The sequence below is a fragment of the Mycobacterium bohemicum DSM 44277 genome (assembly GCF_001053185.1).
Lineage (GTDB): Bacteria > Actinomycetota > Actinomycetes > Mycobacteriales > Mycobacteriaceae > Mycobacterium > Mycobacterium bohemicum.
The window spans coordinates 412,162-429,750 of record NZ_CSTD01000004.1; the positions used below are offsets into that span (position 1 = coordinate 412,162).

At 71.1% G+C, this 17,589-nt stretch carries 16 protein-coding genes and 1 pseudogene; 5 read left to right on the forward strand and 12 right to left on the reverse strand.

What is annotated here, in order from left to right:
- Nucleotides 1-104: 104 nt before the first annotated feature.
- Nucleotides 105-1,016, forward strand: coding sequence for a serine hydrolase (locus tag BN971_RS19305; protein ID WP_090350460.1), 912 nt, complete (start codon nt 105-107; stop codon nt 1,014-1,016).
- A 24-nt stretch (nt 1,017-1,040) separates the two neighbouring features.
- Here BN971_RS19305 and trmD read toward each other — a convergent pair whose 3' ends face one another.
- The 5 genes from trmD to BN971_RS19330 all read right to left on the reverse strand — a co-directional run bounded on the left by trmD (nt 1,041) and on the right by BN971_RS19330 (nt 3,649).
- On the reverse strand, nt 1,041-1,727 hold the full coding sequence (trmD, locus tag BN971_RS19310) for a tRNA (guanosine(37)-N1)-methyltransferase TrmD (RefSeq protein WP_085180770.1): 687 nt from the start codon (nt 1,725-1,727) through the stop codon (nt 1,041-1,043).
- Nucleotides 1,724-2,242 carry a ribosome maturation factor RimM gene (gene rimM, locus BN971_RS19315; protein WP_085180769.1) on the reverse strand — a complete coding sequence of 173 codons (519 nt, stop codon included), beginning with the start codon at nt 2,240-2,242 and terminating at the stop codon, nt 1,724-1,726. Before rimM ends, trmD begins: the two co-directional genes overlap by 4 nt.
- A gap of 24 nt (nt 2,243-2,266) precedes the next feature.
- A complete protein-coding gene (locus BN971_RS19320; RefSeq protein WP_085180768.1) occupies nt 2,267-2,509 on the reverse strand; it encodes an RNA-binding protein in 243 nt (80 codons plus the stop codon).
- 5 nt (nt 2,510-2,514) lie between these two features.
- Nucleotides 2,515-3,075, reverse strand: a complete 561-nt coding sequence (rpsP, locus tag BN971_RS19325) for a 30S ribosomal protein S16 (protein WP_085180767.1) — start codon at nt 3,073-3,075, stop codon at nt 2,515-2,517.
- A 154-nt stretch (nt 3,076-3,229) separates the two neighbouring features.
- The gene (locus BN971_RS19330; protein ID WP_085180766.1) at nt 3,230-3,649 is read right to left on the reverse strand and encodes a nuclear transport factor 2 family protein; all 420 of its coding nucleotides are present in this window, start codon (nt 3,647-3,649) and stop codon (nt 3,230-3,232) included.
- A 70-nt stretch (nt 3,650-3,719) separates the two neighbouring features.
- Between BN971_RS19330 and BN971_RS19335 the strand changes: the two genes are divergently transcribed.
- The gene (locus tag BN971_RS19335; protein ID WP_085180765.1) at nt 3,720-4,307 is read left to right on the forward strand and encodes a TIGR03086 family metal-binding protein; all 588 of its coding nucleotides are present in this window, start codon (nt 3,720-3,722) and stop codon (nt 4,305-4,307) included.
- A 190-nt stretch (nt 4,308-4,497) separates the two neighbouring features.
- The gene (locus BN971_RS19340) at nt 4,498-5,367 is read left to right on the forward strand and encodes a D-alanyl-D-alanine carboxypeptidase family protein (protein ID WP_085180764.1); all 870 of its coding nucleotides are present in this window, start codon (nt 4,498-4,500) and stop codon (nt 5,365-5,367) included.
- Here BN971_RS19340 and BN971_RS19345 read toward each other — a convergent pair whose 3' ends face one another.
- The 6 genes and pseudogenes from BN971_RS19345 to ffh form a co-directional block, all read right to left on the reverse strand.
- The gene (locus BN971_RS19345; RefSeq protein ID WP_085180763.1) at nt 5,368-5,964 is read right to left on the reverse strand and encodes a TetR/AcrR family transcriptional regulator; all 597 of its coding nucleotides are present in this window, start codon (nt 5,962-5,964) and stop codon (nt 5,368-5,370) included.
- A 1-nt stretch (nt 5,965) separates the two neighbouring features.
- Nucleotides 5,966-7,747 (reverse strand): N-acyl-D-amino-acid deacylase family protein, encoded by a 1,782-nt coding sequence (locus BN971_RS19350; RefSeq protein WP_085180762.1) that lies wholly within the window; start codon nt 7,745-7,747, stop codon nt 5,966-5,968.
- A gap of 62 nt (nt 7,748-7,809) precedes the next feature.
- Complete coding sequence (locus tag BN971_RS25985) at nt 7,810-8,760, reverse strand: Rv2253/PknI dimerization domain-containing protein (protein ID WP_249262749.1); 951 nt, start codon at nt 8,758-8,760, stop codon at nt 7,810-7,812.
- Nucleotides 8,761-8,893: 133 nt separating this feature from the next.
- A pseudogene (locus BN971_RS26755) lies at nt 8,894-9,424 on the reverse strand (serine/threonine-protein kinase); the annotation flags it as partial.
- A 37-nt stretch (nt 9,425-9,461) separates the two neighbouring features.
- Nucleotides 9,462-10,562: a metal-dependent hydrolase family protein gene (locus BN971_RS19360; protein ID WP_372512014.1), complete on the reverse strand. Its 1,101-nt coding sequence runs from the start codon at nt 10,560-10,562 to the stop codon at nt 9,462-9,464.
- A 27-nt stretch (nt 10,563-10,589) separates the two neighbouring features.
- Nucleotides 10,590-12,164 (reverse strand): signal recognition particle protein, encoded by a 1,575-nt coding sequence (gene ffh / locus BN971_RS19365; protein WP_085180759.1) that lies wholly within the window; start codon nt 12,162-12,164, stop codon nt 10,590-10,592.
- 173 nt (nt 12,165-12,337) lie between these two features.
- Here ffh and BN971_RS19370 point away from each other — a divergent pair, with 173 nt between their 5' ends.
- Nucleotides 12,338-13,132, forward strand: a complete 795-nt coding sequence (locus BN971_RS19370) for an alpha/beta hydrolase (protein WP_085180758.1) — start codon at nt 12,338-12,340, stop codon at nt 13,130-13,132.
- Nucleotides 13,133-13,234: 102 nt separating this feature from the next.
- Nucleotides 13,235-14,953: a DEAD/DEAH box helicase gene (locus BN971_RS19375; RefSeq protein ID WP_085180757.1), complete on the forward strand. Its 1,719-nt coding sequence runs from the start codon at nt 13,235-13,237 to the stop codon at nt 14,951-14,953.
- 163 nt (nt 14,954-15,116) lie between these two features.
- Here BN971_RS19375 and BN971_RS19380 read toward each other — a convergent pair whose 3' ends face one another.
- Nucleotides 15,117-17,585, reverse strand: a complete 2,469-nt coding sequence (locus tag BN971_RS19380) for a [protein-PII] uridylyltransferase (RefSeq protein ID WP_085180756.1) — start codon at nt 17,583-17,585, stop codon at nt 15,117-15,119.
- Between the last annotated feature and the right edge of the window lie 4 nt (nt 17,586-17,589).

Genomic DNA, 17,589 nt, shown 5'->3' on the forward strand with positions numbered 1-17,589 from the left:
CCGAAACCGCTGGTGAGTGGTACATATGAACGAACGCTCAGGGCGGACGACGATGCGCCCGGAGTGCAGGTTTTTCCGTCGAAGGAGAAGCTCGGAGGAGACAGATGCCGTTCCGGCCGCTGACGCTGATCACCGCCATGGCGGCGGTTGCGTTGGTGGTCGTCGCCGGCTGTGAGGCGAAAGTGCAGGCCAAGACGCACACGCCGCCGGTCCACGCCACCCCCGAGCAGGCCGCGCCGCAGCCTTCCCCGCAGCTCGCCGAGCTGCTCTTCGAGGCGATCGCGCCGTCCCCGGCGGCGACACCCGAGATCCAGGCCACCGACGAGGCCGCCGCCAGCGGCGCGGCCCTGTCGGTGGCGATCCTGGACCGCGCGACCCATCAGCTGGTCTCCAGCGGCAACGGCCAGGTCGTCGGCACCGCGTCGGTGGCCAAGCTGTTCATCGCCGACGACCTGCTCCTGCGCGAGTCGCAGGGCAAGGTAGCGCTGAGCCCGGAGGACCGCCAGGCCCTGGACGTCATGCTGCAGTCGTCCGACGACGGCGCGGCGGAGCGGTTCTGGGACTCCGGCGGCGGCGACGCGATCACCACCGCGGTCGCGACGCGGTACGGGCTCGCATCCACCACCCCGGGCGACGACGGGCGCTGGTGGAACACGATGAGCTCGCTGCCGGACCTGATCCGCTACTACGACATGCTGCTCGACGGGTCCGGCGGCCTGCCGCCCGACCGGGCAAGGGTCATCATCAGCAACCTGGCGAAGTCGACCCCGACCGGCGTCGACGGCTACCCGCAGCGTTTCGGCATCCCGGACGGCCTGTATGCCGAGCCGGTGGCCGTCAAGCAGGGCTGGATGTGCTGCATCGGCAGCGCCTGGATGCACCTGTCGACCGGCGTGATCGGCGCCGACCACCGCTACATCATGGTGATCCAGTCGCTGCAGACCTCGGACGACGCCACGGCCCGCGACACGATCACCCGCGCGGTCAGGACGATCTTCCCCAACGGCCGGGTCTGACGCGCGGGCTCGCTCTTCGCGAGGTCAGTCCAGCAGGTCCGGGCGGCGTTCGCGGGTGCGCTGCAGCGAGACCTCGCGGCGCCAGGCGGCGACCCGCGCGTGGTCACCCGACAGCAGCACCTCGGGGACGTCCAGGCCGCGCCAGCTCGGCGGCCGCGTGTAGCTCGGCCCCTCCAGCAACCGGTCCAGAGCCGGGGAGTGCGAATCGTCGCATGCGGACGCCGGATTGCCCAGCACTCCGGCGAGCAGTCGCACCACGGCCTCGATCATCACCACTGCCGCCGATTCACCGCCGGGCAACACGTAGTCGCCGATCGAGACCTCCTCGACCCGCATCCGCCGGGCGGCGTCGTCGACGACGCGCTGATCGATGCCTTCGTAACGGCCACAGGCGAACACCAGGTGCGCCTCCTCGCTCCAGCGCTGCGCGGTGGCCTGGGTGAACAACCTGCCGGCGGGCGTCGGGACCGCGAGAAGTGTTTCAGCCGAACAGATTTCGTCCAGCGCTTGGCCCCAGACCGGCGCCTTCATGACCATCCCGGGGCCGCCGCCGTACGGGGTGTCGTCGACCGAGTGGTGCACGTCGTGGGTCCACCGGCGCAGGTCGTGCACGTGCAGGTCCACCAGCCCAGCGCCGATCGCCTTGCCCGGCAAAGATTGTCGCAGCGGATCCAGGCAGGCCGGGAAGATCGTGACGACGTCGATCCTCATGGGAGATCGAGCAACCCGTCGGGCGGGTCGATCTCGACGAGACCGTCGGCCAGCGACACCGAGGTGACGATCGCGCTGACGAACGGCACCAGTTTTTCGCCCGATTCGCCTCTGACAGAAAGCAATTCGCCGCCCGGGGTGTGCAGAACCTCCGCGACGACTCCGACGTCCCGGCCGGCGATCGTCCGGACCCGGAGGCCCTCGAGCTGATGGTCGTAGTAGGTGTCCGGCTCGTCGATCGGCGGCAGGTCGTCGGACTCCACGACGAACAGGGTGCCCCGCAACTCCTCGGCCGCGTCGCGGTCGTCCACCCCGGCCAGTCGCACCAGCAGCCGCCCGCCGTGCTCGCGGGCGCTCTCGACGACGTAACCGCGCTCCGGTCCGCCGCGAGGTTGCTTGCCGCGCAACGTGTTACCGGGTGCGAACCGGGCGGCGGGATCGTCGGTGCGGATCTCCACCACCAGCTCGCCGCCGACGCCGTGCGCCTTGGCCACGCGCCCGACGGTCAACTCCAACGGAGTTCCATGAGCAGCGCTCCGCTACCGGTCGGTGTCCACCACGTCGACGCGGATGCCGCGGCCGCCGATCCCGGCGACCAGCGTGCGCAACGCGGTCGCGGTGCGTCCCCCGCGGCCGATCACCTTGCCCAGGTCGTCGGGGTGGACGTGGACCTCCACGGTGCGCCCCCGCCGGCTGGTCACCAGGTCCACCCGGACATCGTCGGGGTTGTCGACGATCCCGCGCACGAGGTGCTCGACGGCGTCGACGACGACGGTGCTCATCCGGGTCAGCTTTCCGTCGACTCGGACTGCTCGGCGGCCGGCGCCTCCGGGGCGGCCTCGGCGGCCGGGGCCTCAGCCGCGGGCTCGGGGGTGGCTTCGGGCGCTTCGGGGGCGGCCTCCGCGGCTTCGGGGGTGGCTTCGGCCGCTTCTGGTGCGGCCTTGGCGGCGGCCTTCTTCGCCGGCGCCTTCTTCTTCGGCCTGGCGGCCTCGGTGGTGGGCGCGCCGTCGGCGGCGGCCAGCGCGGCGTTGAACAGCTCGAGCTTGCTGGGCTTGGGCGGGGCGACCTTCAGGCGGCCCTCGGCGCCGGGCAGGCCCTTGAACTTCTGCCAGTCACCGGTGATCTTGAGCAGCTTGAGCACGGGCTCGGTGGGCTGGGCCCCGACGGAAAGCCAGTACTGGGCGCGCTCGGAATTGATCTCGATGAGGCTCGGGTCTTCCTTCGGGTGATACCGGCCGATGACCTCGATGGAGCGGCCGTCGCGCCGGGTGCGGGCGTCGGCGACGGCGATGCGGTACTGGGGATTGCGGATCTTGCCGAGTCGGGTGAGCTTGATCTTCACAGCCATGGTTAAGCGACTTCTCCTGTGTGTGTCACGCTGCAATTCAGCGAGCGGGCGGGATGCCCGGTCCGGTTTTGCCTCGCGTGTGTGACCACCGGGCGGCCATAACCGCGCGGCGGACAGCCGCCCATTGTGCCAGAACCCGGCGCCCGGGCAGAAATCACATCACCTTCTGGAAGACCTTCGCCTCCACCCGACGCGTCATCCGCCACCCCTCGGGCGTGCGGACGAATTCGTCGTCGTACCACAGCCCGCAGAACAGGATCTGGTCGCTGTCGCCGGGCAGCACCATCGGGTTGAAGCAGATAACCCGCGACGACGCGGTGTCCCCCTCGATGCGCACCGAGAAGTTGCCCAGCATGTGCGCATACACCGGGAAGGTCGGCAGCACCTCCGACAGCCACTTCTTGACCTCGGGATAGTGGCCGTCGATGCCGCCCAGCGCGCGGTAGTCGATGTAGGCGTCGGGGGTAAAAACTTTGTCCAGGTCGTCGAATCGGCGCTGATCGATGGCGGAGGAATAGTCCACCAGCAGCTGCTGGATCTCCAGGCGGTCGGATATTTCGGCCAGGCTCAACATGCATCGATTCAACACGAGGCCGGCGCTCCGAAGACCGGGAGGCGTCGGTCACCGGCTCTACGATGCACCCATGAACGACCCGACCGCCCTTATCGGGCCGATGGCCGGCCAGGCTATCGACCTCCTTGTCCACGCGGTGGAGCGAATTTCGCCGGAGAGCTGGGACCACCCGTCCAACCTGGACGGCTGGAGCGTTCGCGAACTGGTCGGTCACGCCACCGGCAGCGCGGCGAAGATCGTCGCGCTCGTCGCGGACCAACCGCTCTGGGCCGGCCCGTCGAAGCCGCAGGACTGGGTCTGCGAGGACCCCGCGGCGAAGCTGCGCGAACTCGCCACCCGGCTCGAGGAGGCCTTGCCCGCGGCCGACTTCGACGCCATGCGGACGTCGCCGCAGGGCGAGGTCCCGCTGCGCCGCGCCCTGACGTTTCCCGTCTCCGATGTGGCGATTCACAGCTGGGACGTGCAACGCTCACTGGGCCGGCCGGCCGAACTGCCGGAGGACCTGCTGGGGCTGTGCCGTGCGCTTGTGGAGTCGATGCCGCAGGAGGCGCTGCGCCGGCCGGGCGGCTTCGGTCCGGCGCAACCGTTCCCACCGGACGCGACGCCGACGTCCCGGCTCATGGCCTACCTCGGACGCTCGGTCGACGGCCCCGGCTGATTGCCCGGGCGAGCCCAATCCGGCGGGCAGCACCCGCGCCCTGGGACAACAGCGTGTGTGCCACGACTACTACTGGGATTACTAGGCGTGCACGACATCGGCGACGGCGCGTTCTACGCCCGGCGCGACATGCCCTGGCACTAGTCGCGCAATGGGCGTTCTGCCGGCACGGGCGTTAAACTCGGCGCCCATGCGCAAGCTGATGGGGGTGATCGCCGCTGCGCTGGCGATCGGTACGTGCGGCATGGCGACGTCGCGGGCAGACAGCGTCCAGCCGGTCGGTTCGATGCCCATTCCCGACGGCCCGGCTCAGACCTGGATCGTGGCCGACATGGACAGCGGTCAGGTGCTGGCCGGGCGCGACCAGAACGTCGCCCACCCGCCCGCGAGCACCATCAAGGTGCTGTTGGCGCTGGTCGCCCTGGACCAGGTGAGCCTGGACCAGACCGTCGTCGCCGACACCGCCGACACCGAGGTCGAGTGCAACTGCGTCGGGATCAAACCGGGCCGCACCTACACCGCGCGCCAGCTGCTGGACGGCCTGCTCCTGGTCTCGGGCAACGACGCCGCCAACACGCTGGCGCACATGCTGGGCGGCGCCGACGCCACCGTGGCCAAGATGAACGCCAAGGCCGCGTCCCTGGGCGCGATGAGCACCCACGCCGCGACCCCATCCGGGCTGGACGGCCCAGCCGGCTCCGGCGCGTCGACGGCGCACGACCTCGCCGTGATCTTCCGCGCCGCGATGGCCAACCCGGTCTTCGCCCAGATCACCGCCGAACCGTCGGCGATGTTCCCCACAGACACCGGTAACCAGCCGATCACCAACCAGGACGAGCTGTTGTCGCGCTACCCCGGCGCGATCGGCGGCAAGACCGGCTTCACCGACGCGGCCCGCAAGACGTTCGTCGGCGCCGCCGCCCGCGGCGGCCGGCGGCTGGTGATCGCCATGATGTACGGGCTGGTGAAGCCCGGCGGGCCGTCGTACTGGGACCAGGCCGCCAGCCTGTTCGACTGGGGGTTCGCGCTCAATCCTGAGACGGGCGTCGGATCGCTGTAACTAGCTGCCCGGCACCAGTCCGGTGATCAGCGTCGTCAGCAGCGCGATCCGCCGCTCCTCGATGTCGGGCTGGGGCAGCACCCCGCGCACCAGCGCGGCCCCGTCGAAGACGTTCGTCAGCAGGGCCACCAGCACCGGAAACGTCTCGGCGGGAACGCTTTCCGCCCCCGGCAGCGTCCGCGCGGCTTCGTAGATCTTGGTGGTGTAGGGACCCAGCGCGTCGCGCAGATGGGCGTTGAGCTTCTCGTCGGTGCGGGCGGCGACCATCAATTCGTAGAGCACCGCATTGGTCGGTCGGCTGGTGATGTCCCGCAGGATCGTCAGGGCGGCCTCCAGCGCCGGCCGGTCGGCGGGTATTTCCGTCACCTGCTTGGTGAACGACTCCACCTGGCGGCGCAGCACCTCGGACGCCGTCGCGGCCATGAAATCGCTCATCGTCTCGAAGTGGCGGAACAACGCCCCCACCGACACCCCGGCGCGCTTGCTGATCACGGCCGCCGACGCCCGGGCGTAGCCCACCTCGACGATGCTCGCGATGCCGGCCTCGAGGAGCCGCCCGACGGTCTCCTCGCGGCGCTGCTGCTGGGTCCTGGCCATGTCAGACGCCGACCGCCGCCGCCGACCGAGCGTCCGCCCGCAGGTATCGCCCGGACTTCACGGTTTGGCCGTAGCCCTCGCGGAACCGCCCCTGGCGGAAGACGACCGCGCCGCCCACGCCGGTGGCGACGACGGCGTCGTCGTTGCGGTTGACCATCCGGCGCAGCCCGCCGTAGAACGGCACCTCTTCCTCGTGGTAGCCGTCGACCGCGTCGTTGAGACCGGCCGGGTCGATCACGACGAAGTCCGCGCGGTCGCCCGCGCGCAGCGTGCCGGCGTCGAGGCCGAACCACTCCGCCAGCTCGCCGGTCAGGCGGTGCACCGCCCTCTCGGTGGACAGGAACGGCCTGCCGGCCCGGTGGGCGTCGCGGGTCCGCTTGAGCATTTTCAGCGGGAAGTTGTAGAACGCCATGTTGCGCAGGTGGGCACCGGCGTCGGAGAAGCCCATGTGCACGCTGGGCTCGGCGGCCAGCTTGTCGAGCTGTTTGGGCCGGTGGTTGGCCACGATCGTCGTCCACCGGACGTTGCGCTCGCCGTTTTCGACCAGCACGTCGAGGAACGCGTCGAGCGGGTGCAGGCCGCGCTCGTCGGCGATGGCGCCAAAACTCTTGCCGATCAACGACTTATCCGGGCATTCGACGATCACCGCGTCGTGGAAGTCGCGGTGCCACAACGAGGGACCCAGCTTGACGCGGTCGAACTCCCGCCGGAAGCGCCGCCGGTAGGACTCGTCGGCCAGCAGCTCGTTGCGCTCGAGCTGATCGCGCAGGTGCAGCGCGGCGGTCCCGGCACCGAACTCCTCGAAGACCGGCAAATCGATTCCGTCGGAATACAATTCGAACGGAACCGGCAGGTGCTGGAACCGCACGCTGGACCCCAGCAGCTTGTTCAGCAGCCGGGTGCCCAGCCCGAAGGTGTGCACGGCCAGTGGCATCGACTTGGCGTCGGCGGACACCAGTAGGCTCATTCGGACGCCCTTGCGGCGGTTGAGGATTCGGCTGCTGGTCAGAAAGAACATCAGGCCCGACGACGGCTTGTCCACGTTGGGGGCGCTCTGCAAGATGCGGCCGCGCTTGCGCAACACCTTGATCAACCGCCGCCGTTCCCGCCAGGTCGCGAACGTGGACGGCAGGGCGCGCGAGCGGAACCGGTCGCCGTCGAGCTTGTCGATCGCCGCGTCCATCCCGGACATGCCCAGCATGCCCGCGTCCAGCGCCTCCTCGAGCAGGGCTTCCATCTTCTGCAGTTCGCCCTCGGTCGGCCGCACGCTGGCGTCCGTCGCCCGATCCAGGCCGAGCACCGTGGCACGCAGGTCCGAATGACCAAGCAGCGAGCCGATATTCGGCCCCAGGGGCAGAGTGTCGATCGCCTCGACGTATTCGGCCGCCGTCGACCAGGTCCGGTGCGACGCTAAAGCGCCGTAGACGTATTCGCGCGGCACCGCCTCGACCCGGCTGAACAGGTCGGCCGCGTCCTGCGAGCCGGCGTACACCGTGGACAGCGAGCAATTGCCGAGCAGCACCGTCGTCACGCCGTGGCGCACCGACTCGCCCAGCCCCGGATTCAGCAGCACCTCGGCGTCGTAGTGGGTGTGCACGTCGATGAAGCCCGGCATCACCCATTTACCGGCCGCGTCGATCACGTCGGGGCAGCCGCTCTCGTCGAGCGGAGTCTCGGACACCGTGGCCAGCACGCCGTCGCGGATGCCGAGCGTCCGCGTCTGCGCCGGGCGCCCGGTGCCGTCGAACCACAATCCGTCGCGAATGATCACGTCGTAGGTCATTGCTGCCTCCCAGCTGTCCGGTGTGGGAGAACCGTAACATAGATAGTGAGTACTCGCAATCTTTATCTGGCGTGCGGTCCCTCTGTCGGGGCATCGGGCGGCGCGTCGCCGCTACGGCGCAGCACTGCCGGGGTGCGCTCGACGGCCGACCGCTGCCCGCATTCGTTGGTCTGCACCGTGACGGTCTCCTCGCCGACGAGCTCGCCGCGCGCCTGCGGTCCCAGCGACAGCACGACCGTCGTCGCCTGGCTCTGCGTCAGCCCGTCGGGCCCGACGCAGGCGACCTGCACCTCGTCGGGCTGCGACTGCCAGCGACCGTCCCGGAACCGCATAACCAGCTGACGCCCCGACGCCCCCGCGTGCTCGCCGCCGTCGAGCGAAGTCGCGGTGGCGGTGCAGGAGGCCGCGACGCATGAGGAGTGAAAGACCCACCAGCTGTTCACGTCCGGCGGTCGCGGGTCGGCCGTGTAGTTGAAGGTCTGCTTGCTGCGCTCGACCTGGAGGCGGTAGGTGCCGTCGAGCGGCTCGGGTGCGGCGGGAGCCAACGTCGGAACCGGCGCGGGCGCGGCAACGCGGGACGACGGGACCGGCGACGCGACCGGGGCGCGGCCGACCCCGGTCGTGCGCCCGACGAGGACGCCGGCGGCGATCAGCCCGGACACCACCACCGCCGCCGCGACGGCGAGCACCACCCGGCGGGGACTGGGCTTGCGCGGCACGGTCGCAACGCGATGCGGGGCCGGGCGCCCGGCGGCCGCGGATACCTGGCGGGCGACGGGACCGGGTACCGACCGCGGCGCCCGGATGGGAGCCACCGGATTCCGGACGGCGGATCCGACCGCGGCGGGCGCCTTCCTCGCGTGGGCTCGGTATTCGGCGACGACGGCGGGGCGGGGTGCCTGGGGGGCGCGCGTGGCGATCGCCACGCCGGCGCGTTCGTTGGCCGCGTCGGCGAACGCGCGGCAGGTCGTGAACCGGTCGGCGGGCCGCGCGGCGAGCGCCCTGGCGAACACGCCGTCGAGGTAGGCCAGTTCGGGCCGCTGGTCGCTGAGCCGGGGTGGCTGCTGCGCCGGCGGCGGGGCCCCGGTCAGCAGGTCGAACGCGACCGCCGCCAGGGCGTACCTCGGCGCCGGTGAGCGCTTCGGGCGCGGCGTAGCCGGTGTGGCCCGGGGGCCGCCGGGCTATCCCGAAGTCGCTGAGCAGGATCCGCTGTTCGCCCTCCCCCCGGCCGGTCAGCAGGATGTTTGTGGGCCGGACATCGCGGTGCAGCATCCAGCGCTCGTGCGCGTAGTCGAGCGCTCCCGCGACGGCGGCGACGATGGCGAGCACCTCACCGGCCGGTGCCACGGCCGGGAACCAGTCGGCCATCAGCTGGGCCGCGTTGATGCCGTCGACGTACTCCATCGCCACGTACAGCCGGCCGTGAAACTCGCCGCGCTCGTCCACCGCCACGATGTGCGCGTGACGCAGGGTCGCCGCGACCGGGGTCTCCGCCTGGAACCGCCGGATGAATTCGGCGTCGGCCGACATCGCCGGCGAGAGCACCTTCAGCGCCCGCCACCGCGCCGACCGCGGGTCCTGCACCAGGTAGACATCACCGGTCGCCCCGGAGCCCAGCCTCCGCGCGATCACATACCCGGCAAACGTCGCGCCGCTGGCCAGCGCCTCCAACGCCATCGTGCGATCCTAGTCGCGATCGCGACGCCGCGCCGCGCTAGCCCTTCGGCCGAAACGCCTTGCCGCGCAATATCACGAGATCGGGGCGCGCCAGCACGGCCGGGCCCGACCGGGGGTCCTCCCGATAGCACAGCAGGTCCGCCGAAGCCCCCTGCTCGAGTCCCGGCCGGCCCAGCCAGCGCCGCGCGTCCCAGCACGCCGCGCCCAGCGCCTCGGTCGGGCTCATCCCTATCGCCTTGAGCGCTTCGACCTCGTCGGCGATCCGGCCGTGCGCAACCATCGTGCCCGCGTCGCTGCCGGCGTAAATCGGCACGCCCGCCTCGCGCGCGTCCGCCATCCGCCCCTGGCAGCGGGCATACAGGTCGCGCATGTGGGCGGCGTACGCCGGGTACTTCGTGGCGGCGTCGGCGATGCCGGTGAAGTTGTCGATGACGTTGATCAGCGTCGGTACCAACGCGGTGCCGCGTTCGACCATCAGGGCGATGGTGTCGTCGGTGAGCCCGGTCCCGTGCTCGATGCAGTCGATGCCGGCGTTGATAAGCCCGGGCAGGGCCTCCTCGCCGAAGACGTGCGCGGTGACCCGGGCGCCGTGGGCGTGCGCGGCGTCGATCGCGGCCTTGAGCACGTCGTCGGACCACAGCGGCGCCAGGTCACCGACGCCGCGGTCGATCCAGTCGCCGACCAGCTTGACCCAGCCGTCGCCGCGCTTGGCCTCCGCGGCCACCGCCGCCGGCAGTTGCGACTCGTCGTCGAGTTCGCGTGCCAGACCCGGCGCGTAACGCTTCGGCCGGGCCAGGTGTTTTCCGGCCCTGATGATGCGGGGCAGGTCGTGCTGGTCGTCGAGGCTGCGGGTGTCGGTGGGCGAGCCGCAGTCGCGCAACAGCAGGGCGCCGACGTCGCGTTCGGTCTCGGCTTGCGCGGTCGCCTCGTCGAGCGGCATCTCGCCATGTGGGCCGAGGCCGACGTGGCAGTGCGCGTCGACCAGCCCGGGCAGGATCCAGCCGCCATCAAAGATGGTGTCCGCCCCGGCGACGGGCTCGGTGCTGATGCGGCCCTCGGCGACCCACAGCCGGACCTCGGTGTCCTCGGGCAGCCCCCTGCCCCGCACGTGCAGTCGCACGGCGCGGCTACAACCGATCGTGACGACCCGCCGCGCTCGCGATCGTCACGGCTTGCCCGGGAACTTGAGCTTGGACAGGTCGAAGTCGGCCAGCGCGGGGGGCAGCTCGTTGAGGCCCTCGGGCATCTGCGACAGGTCGGGGAAGCCCGGCGGCATTCCGGCCATGCCCGGCATCCCTGCACCCAGCGGGCTCCGGACCTTCGGCGGCGTCGGCCCCCGCGCGCCCTTCTTGCCTTTTTTGCCCTTGGCGCCCTTGGCTTTTCGGGTCGCCGATTTGCGGCCCATGCCGGGTATGCCCATGCCGCCCAGCATCGATGACATCATCTTGCGCGCCTCGAAGAAGCGGTCGACCAGTTGGTTGACCTCGGCCACCGTCACGCCCGAGCCGTTGGCGATGCGCAGCCGCCGCGACGCGTTGATGATCTTCGGGTCGGCGCGCTCCTGCGGCGTCATCCCGCGGATGATGGCCTGCAGCCGGTCGAGTTGGCTGTCGTCGACCTGGGCCAGCGCGTCCTTCATCTGCCCGGCGCCGGGCAGCATGCCCAGCAGGTTGCCGATCGGGCCCATCTTGCGGATGGCCAGCATCTGCTCCAGGAAGTCCTCCAGCGTCAGCTCGCCGCTGCCGATCTTGGCGGCGGTGGCCTCGGCCTGCTGGGCGTCGAAGACCTGCTCGGCCTGTTCGATCAGGCTCAGCACGTCGCCCATGCCCAGGATGCGGCTGGCCATCCGGTCGGGATGGAAGACGTCGAAGTCCTCGAGCTTCTCACCGGTGGAGGCGAACAGGATCGGCACGCCGGTGACCTCGCGGACCGACAGCGCGGCCCCGCCGCGGGCGTCGCCGTCGAGCTTGGTCAGCACCACGCCGGTGAAGCCGACGCCCTCGCCGAACGCCTGGGCCGTGGTGACGGCGTCCTGGCCGATCATCGCGTCGAGGACGAACAGGACCTCGTCGGGTTTGACGGCGTCCCGGATGGCGGCGGCCTGGGCCATCAGCTCGTCGTCGATGCCCAGACGGCCTGCGGTGTCGACGATGACCACGTCGAAGTGCTTGTCCCGGGCCTCCTCGAGGCCCTGTGCGGCGACGGCAACCGGGTCTGGGGGCCCGGCGTCGGGCCCCGGTGCCCCAGCGCCCGGATGCGGCGCGAACACCGGCACCCCGGCCCGCTGGCCGACGACCTGCAGCTGGTTCACCGCCGCCGGGCGTTGCAGGTCGCACGCCACCAGGAGCGGCGTATGCCCCTGACCGCGCAGCCACGTGGCGAGCTTGCCGGCCAACGTGGTCTTGCCCGAGCCCTGCAGGCCCGCGAGCATGATGACGGTCGGCGGCGTCTTCGCGAACGCCAGCTGGCGGGTCTGGCCGCCGAGGATGCCGACGAGTTCGTCGTTGACGATCTTGACGACCTGCTGGGCGGGGTTGAGCGCACCGGAGACCTCGGCGCCGCGCGCCCGCTCCTTGATCCGGTTGACGAACTCGCGCACGACGGGCAGCGAGACGTCGGCTTCCAGCAGCGCCAGCCGGATTTCGCGGGTGGTGGCCTCGATGTCGGCGTCGGTCAGCCGGCCCTTGCCGCGCAGTCCCGCCAGCGCACCGGTCAACCGGTCGGAGAGCGATTCAAACACGCCGCCCAGCCTAGTGGTTGCGTGGGCAGGGCCGCCGTGTCCCGGCCCCGTCGACCCCCCGCGACACTGCAACCACGCACACGACACGCCGACGCGGATGTGCGTGGATTCAGCCTCGGCGGGGCGCCTTCGAAGGGCTTGACGGCGCGCCCGCACCCAAGAAAAGTCAGCTCATGCTCGAGGTGATCGACAAGGGATCCTGCAGCCACGACCATCCGGTGCCGCTGCTCTTCGTGCACGGCGGCTGGCACGGCGCCTGGTGCTGGGAAAACTTCCTGGACTTCTTCGTCGGGGCGGGCTACCGCGCGGTCGCGGTGAGCCTGCGCGGACACGGCGCGAGCCCGACGGCCAAGCCCTTGCACAAGGTCTCGATCGCCGACTACATCGACGACGTCCGGTCGGTGGCCGATTCGCTGGGCGGCGCGCCGGTGCTGATCGGCCATTCGCTCGGCGGCTTCGTGATCCAGCGGTACCTCGAGGAGCGCCCCGCCCCGGCGGCGGTCCTCGTGGGCTCCGTGCCGCCGCAGGGCGTCCTCACATTGGCGCTGCGCGTCTGGCGCCGGCGGCCCTCGATGACGATGGAAGCCTGGAGCGACCGCACGCTGCTGAAATTCCTCGCGACCCCGGCGCTGGTCCGCGAGTACCTGTTCTGCTCCGACACGCCCGAGGAAGTCGTCGAATCCTGCCGGCAACGCGCCGGCGCGGAGAGCCTGCGCGCCGCCATGACCGATCCGATGATCCGCCGCGTCAGGACCCGCCGAGTGACCACCCCGATCCTGGTCCTCGGCGCCGAGTACGACGGGTTCGTCAGCGTCGGCGAGGTCCGCACCACGGCGCGCGCCTACCGGACCGAGCCGGAATTCTTCGCGATGGGGCACAACATGATGCTGGAGCCGGGCTGGCCCGACGTCGCTCAACGCATCGACGCGTGGTTGGTGGCGCGCGACCTGGCGAGCCGGGTGGCGTAACCAGCTCGAGTCGTTACTGCGTCGAAAAGCGTTGGCGTGCTAGATTTCACAGCCACCGCCTGATCGAGCCGGCCGCGTCGAACACACAACCATAGGGGGGAAATGTCCGTGCAATCGGTGGCTCGCACGGACTCCTCCGTCGACGGCGGCGGCGCGCCACTGCGTGGCTGGCAGCGCCGCGCGCTGGTGAAGTACCTCGCGGGCCAGCCGCGCGACTTCCTGGCCGTCGCCACGCCCGGATCCGGAAAGACGACGTTCGCGCTGCGGGTTGCGGCCGAACTGCTGAGCCAGCGCGCCGTCGAGCAGGTGACGGTCGTGGTGCCCACCGAGCACCTCAAGACACAGTGGGCGCTGGCCGCGCAACGGCACGGCCTCGCGCTGGACCCGAAGTTCTCCAACACCAGCCCCCAGACGTCGCCGGAGTACCACGGCGTCATGGTGACCTACGCCCAGGTGGCCGCGCACCCGACGCTGCACCGGGTGCGCACCGAGCAGCGCAAGACCCTGGTGATCTTCGACGAGATCCACCACGGCGGTGACGCGAAAACCTGGGGCGAGGCGATCCGCGAGGCCTTCGGCGACGCCACCCGCCGGCTCGCGCTGACGGGAACCCCGTTTCGCAGCGACGACAGCCCCATCCCGTTCGTCAACTACGTCCCGGGCGCCGACGGGGTGCTGCGCTCGCAGGCCGACCACACCTACGGCTACGCCGAAGCCCTGGCCGACGGCGTCGTGCGACCGGTGGTGTTCCTGGCCTATTCGGGCGAGGCGCGCTGGCGAGACAGCGCCGGCGAGGAGCACTCCGCGCGCCTGGGCGAGCCGCTGTCGGCGGAGCAGACCGCGCGGGCCTGGCGCACCGCGCTGGACCCCGCCGGCCAGTGGATGCCCGCGGTGATCGCCGCGGCCGACCAGCGACTGCGCCAAAAGCGCACCCACGTGCCCGATGCCGGCGGCATGATCATCGCCTCGGACCGCACGGCGGCGCGCGCGTACGCCGCCCTGCTGACGAAGCTGACGTCGGAGGCGCCGACGGTCGTGCTCTCCGACGACCCCCGATCCTCGGCGCGCATCAGCGAGTTCGCCGAGAGCACCAGCCGGTGGCTGGTCGCGGTGCGCATGGTTTCCGAAGGGGTCGACGTGCCCCGGCTGTCGGTGGGAATCTATGCCACCAGCGCCTCGACGCCGCTGTACTTCGCGCAGGCCGTCGGCCGGTTCGTGCGGTCGCGCCGGCAGGGCGAAACCGCGAGCATCTTCCTGCCGTCGGTGCCCAACCTGCTGCAACTGGCCAGCGAACTGGAAGCCCAGCGCAACCACGTGCTCGGCGAACCGCACCGCCCGGACGAGGATCCGCTGGACGGCGACCCGGCCACGCGAACCCAGACCGAGCGGGGCGAGGCCGACAACGGGTTCACCTCGCTGGGCGCCGACGCCGAGCTCGACCAGGTCATCTTCGACGGGTCTTCGTTCGGCACGGCCACCCCGGCCGGCAGCGAGGAGGAGGCCGACTATCTCGGCATCCCCGGGCTGCTCGACGCCGAGCAGATGCGTGCCCTGCTGCACCAGCGTCAGGACGAGCAGCTGCAGAAGCGCGCCGCCGTCCCCCGATCCGCCCAACCGGCCACCACCCACGGGCAACTGCGCGAGCTGCGCCGCGAACTCAACACGCTGGTCTCCATCGCCCACCACCGCACCGGCAAGCCGCACGGGTGGATCCACAACGAGCTCCGGCGTCGCTGCGGCGGCCCGCCCATCGCGGCGGCGACGCGTGACCAGCTCAAGGCCCGCATCGACGCGGTGCGGCAGTTCACCACCGAGGCGTAAGTGACGGTGGCGACCCGCTACGCCCGGCTACGCCGCGCTTGCGATCGCCACTAATCCCGACGGTGGCGACCCGCTCCGCCCGGCTACGCCGCGCTTGCGATCGCCACTAATCCCCGACAGTGGCGACCCGCTTCGCCCGGCTACGCCGCGCTTGCGATCGCCACTAATCCCCGACGGGCTCGTCGAGCACCTCGACGGACGGCCCGCCCAGGACGGCCAGCAGGTGCTGCTTGACGGCGGCACGCGCCGCCTCCTCGCCGTCACCCGGCGCCACGGTCACGCAGAACACGTCGGCCGCCGTCGACCCGAACGTGTTGACCTTCGCCCACTGGACGTCGGCGTTCGCCCGCTCCAGCGCCCGCGTCAGCAGGGCGAGCAGACCCGGACGGTCCATTGCGCGGACCTCGACCAGGAGCTGCCCGGGCGTGGAGCTGTCGAGCCACAGGATGCGCGGCGGGGCGGTGGACCGCGTCACGGGGACCCCGAGTTGTACCTCGCCGGCGCGCGCGGTGGCCGAGCTGACCGCATCGCTGTCGCGCTTCTCCAGCGCACCGAGGACGTCGACGTCGCCCGCGAGGGCACCCACGAACTGCTGGCGCAGCAACCCCGGCTCCGGCGGCGACCCGAACAGCGGCGACGCCACGAATTCGGTGATCGCGACGCCCTCGTGCGTGTTGGCCGTCGCCGAGTGAATCCGCAGCGAGTTCAGCGCCAGCACCGCGGCGGCTTTGGACACGAACCCGCGCTGGTCGGGGGCGACCATGACCACCCGCAGGCGCTCACCGCCGCCGGTGGTGATCTCCACGTGCACCCCGTGGTCAGCGGCAAGCGAAAGATAGTGGGGCGCGGTCGGTTCCGCCTGCGGCAAAGACTCTCCGGCCATCACCAGCCGGCAGCGGCGGACCAGCTCGTCGATCAGGGACGCCTTCCACTCGCTCCACACACCCGGGCCGGTGGCGTTCGAGTCCGCCTCGGACAGCGCCCGCAGCACCTCCAGCAGCACCGGGTCTCCGCCCAGGGTTTCCGAGACCTCCTTGATGGTTTGGGGGTCGTTGAGGTCGCTGCGGGTGGCCACCACCGGCAGCAAGAGGTGGTGGCGCACCACCTTGGCGAGCACCTCGGTGTCAGGGGGCGACAGGCCGATCCGGGCGCCGATCTCGCGGGCCAGCTTCTCCCCGACCACGCTGTGATCCCCACCGCGGCCCTTGCCAATGTCATGCAGCAGCGCCCCAAGCGCGAGCAGGTCGGGCCGCGCCACCTGGGTGGACAGCGGCGCCGCGTTGACCGTCGTCTCGACCAGGTGCCGGTCCACGGTCCACTTGTGGGCGATGTCGCGGGGCGGCAGGTCGCGGACGGTGTCCCATTCCGGTAGGAGCCGGCCCCACAGGCCGTTGCGGTCGAGCGCCTCGACGGTCGCCACCGCGGTGGGCCCGGCGGAGAGCACGACCAGAAAGTCGTCGAGCGATTCCCGCGGCCAGGGAACGGGCATCTCGGGGGCGCCGGCGGCCAGGCGGCTCAGCGTGCCGGCGCCGATCGGCACCCCGGTGTCCGCCGACGCCGCGGCCACCCGCAGCACCAGGCCGGCGTCGGCCTCCGGGCGGGCGTCGCGGGCCAGCACGATTTCGCCGGCGTATTCGACGACGCCCTCGTCCAGCGGGCGGCGCTTCGGCCGCCGCACCAGCGCCGTGATGCCGCGGCGCGGCAACGCGTTCGCGGCCGTGCGCAGCCCCGTTTCGGCGTGGTAGGCGATGGTGCGCCCGGTGCTGGAAAGCTTGCGCGCCAGGTCAAATCGATCGCCGAGATGCAAGGAGGCGCTGATCTCGTCGGCGAATTGGGCCAGCAGCATGTCGCGCCCGCGGCCGGACACCCGGTGCAGTTCGGTGCGCACGTCGAGCAGGGTCAGGTACGCGGCGTCCAGCGAGCCGCCGGGCGAGTTGGGGTTGGCCATGCCGTGGCGGTCGATGAGCTGGGCGATGCCCAGCGCGTCGAGCAACTGCACGTCGCGCAGGCCGCCGCGACCGGATTTCAGGTCCGGCTCGGCCCGTTGCGCGATGCGGCCGCACCGCTGCCAGCGCGCCTCGGTGATCTGCACGAGCTCGTCCATGCGGGAACGAATCGCGCTGCGCCACTGGCGTCTTGCGCCGGCGATCAATTCCTCCGACAACGCGGCGTCGCCGGCGATGTGGCGGGCGTCGAGCATGCCCAGTGCCGCGATCAGGTCGCTGTTGGCGACGCCCAGCGCGCCGGACACCGTCCGCACGCTGTGGTCAAGCCGAATGTTGGCGTCCCACAACGGGTACCAGAGCCCGTCGGCGACGCTTTCCAACACCTCGGCGGGCTTGTCGTCGTGCAACAGCATCAGGTCCAGGTCGGAATACGGCAGTAACTCGCGACGGCCCAAACCCCCGATCCCGACGATCGAGAAGCCGCTGCCGTCGGTGATGCCGATCTCGGCGGCCTTGGCGGCCAGCCAGGTTTCGTGCAGTTCCAGCCAGGCCTGGCGCAGTTCCGCAGCGTCCAGCTGGCCGGCTTCGGACAGCAGACGGCGCCGCGAGGCAGCCAAATCGGCTGCCCCGCGGGCGCTTTCTGTCGCAGATATCTCGCCGGGCGGTTCGGGCCCGTTCGGCTTCATGCCG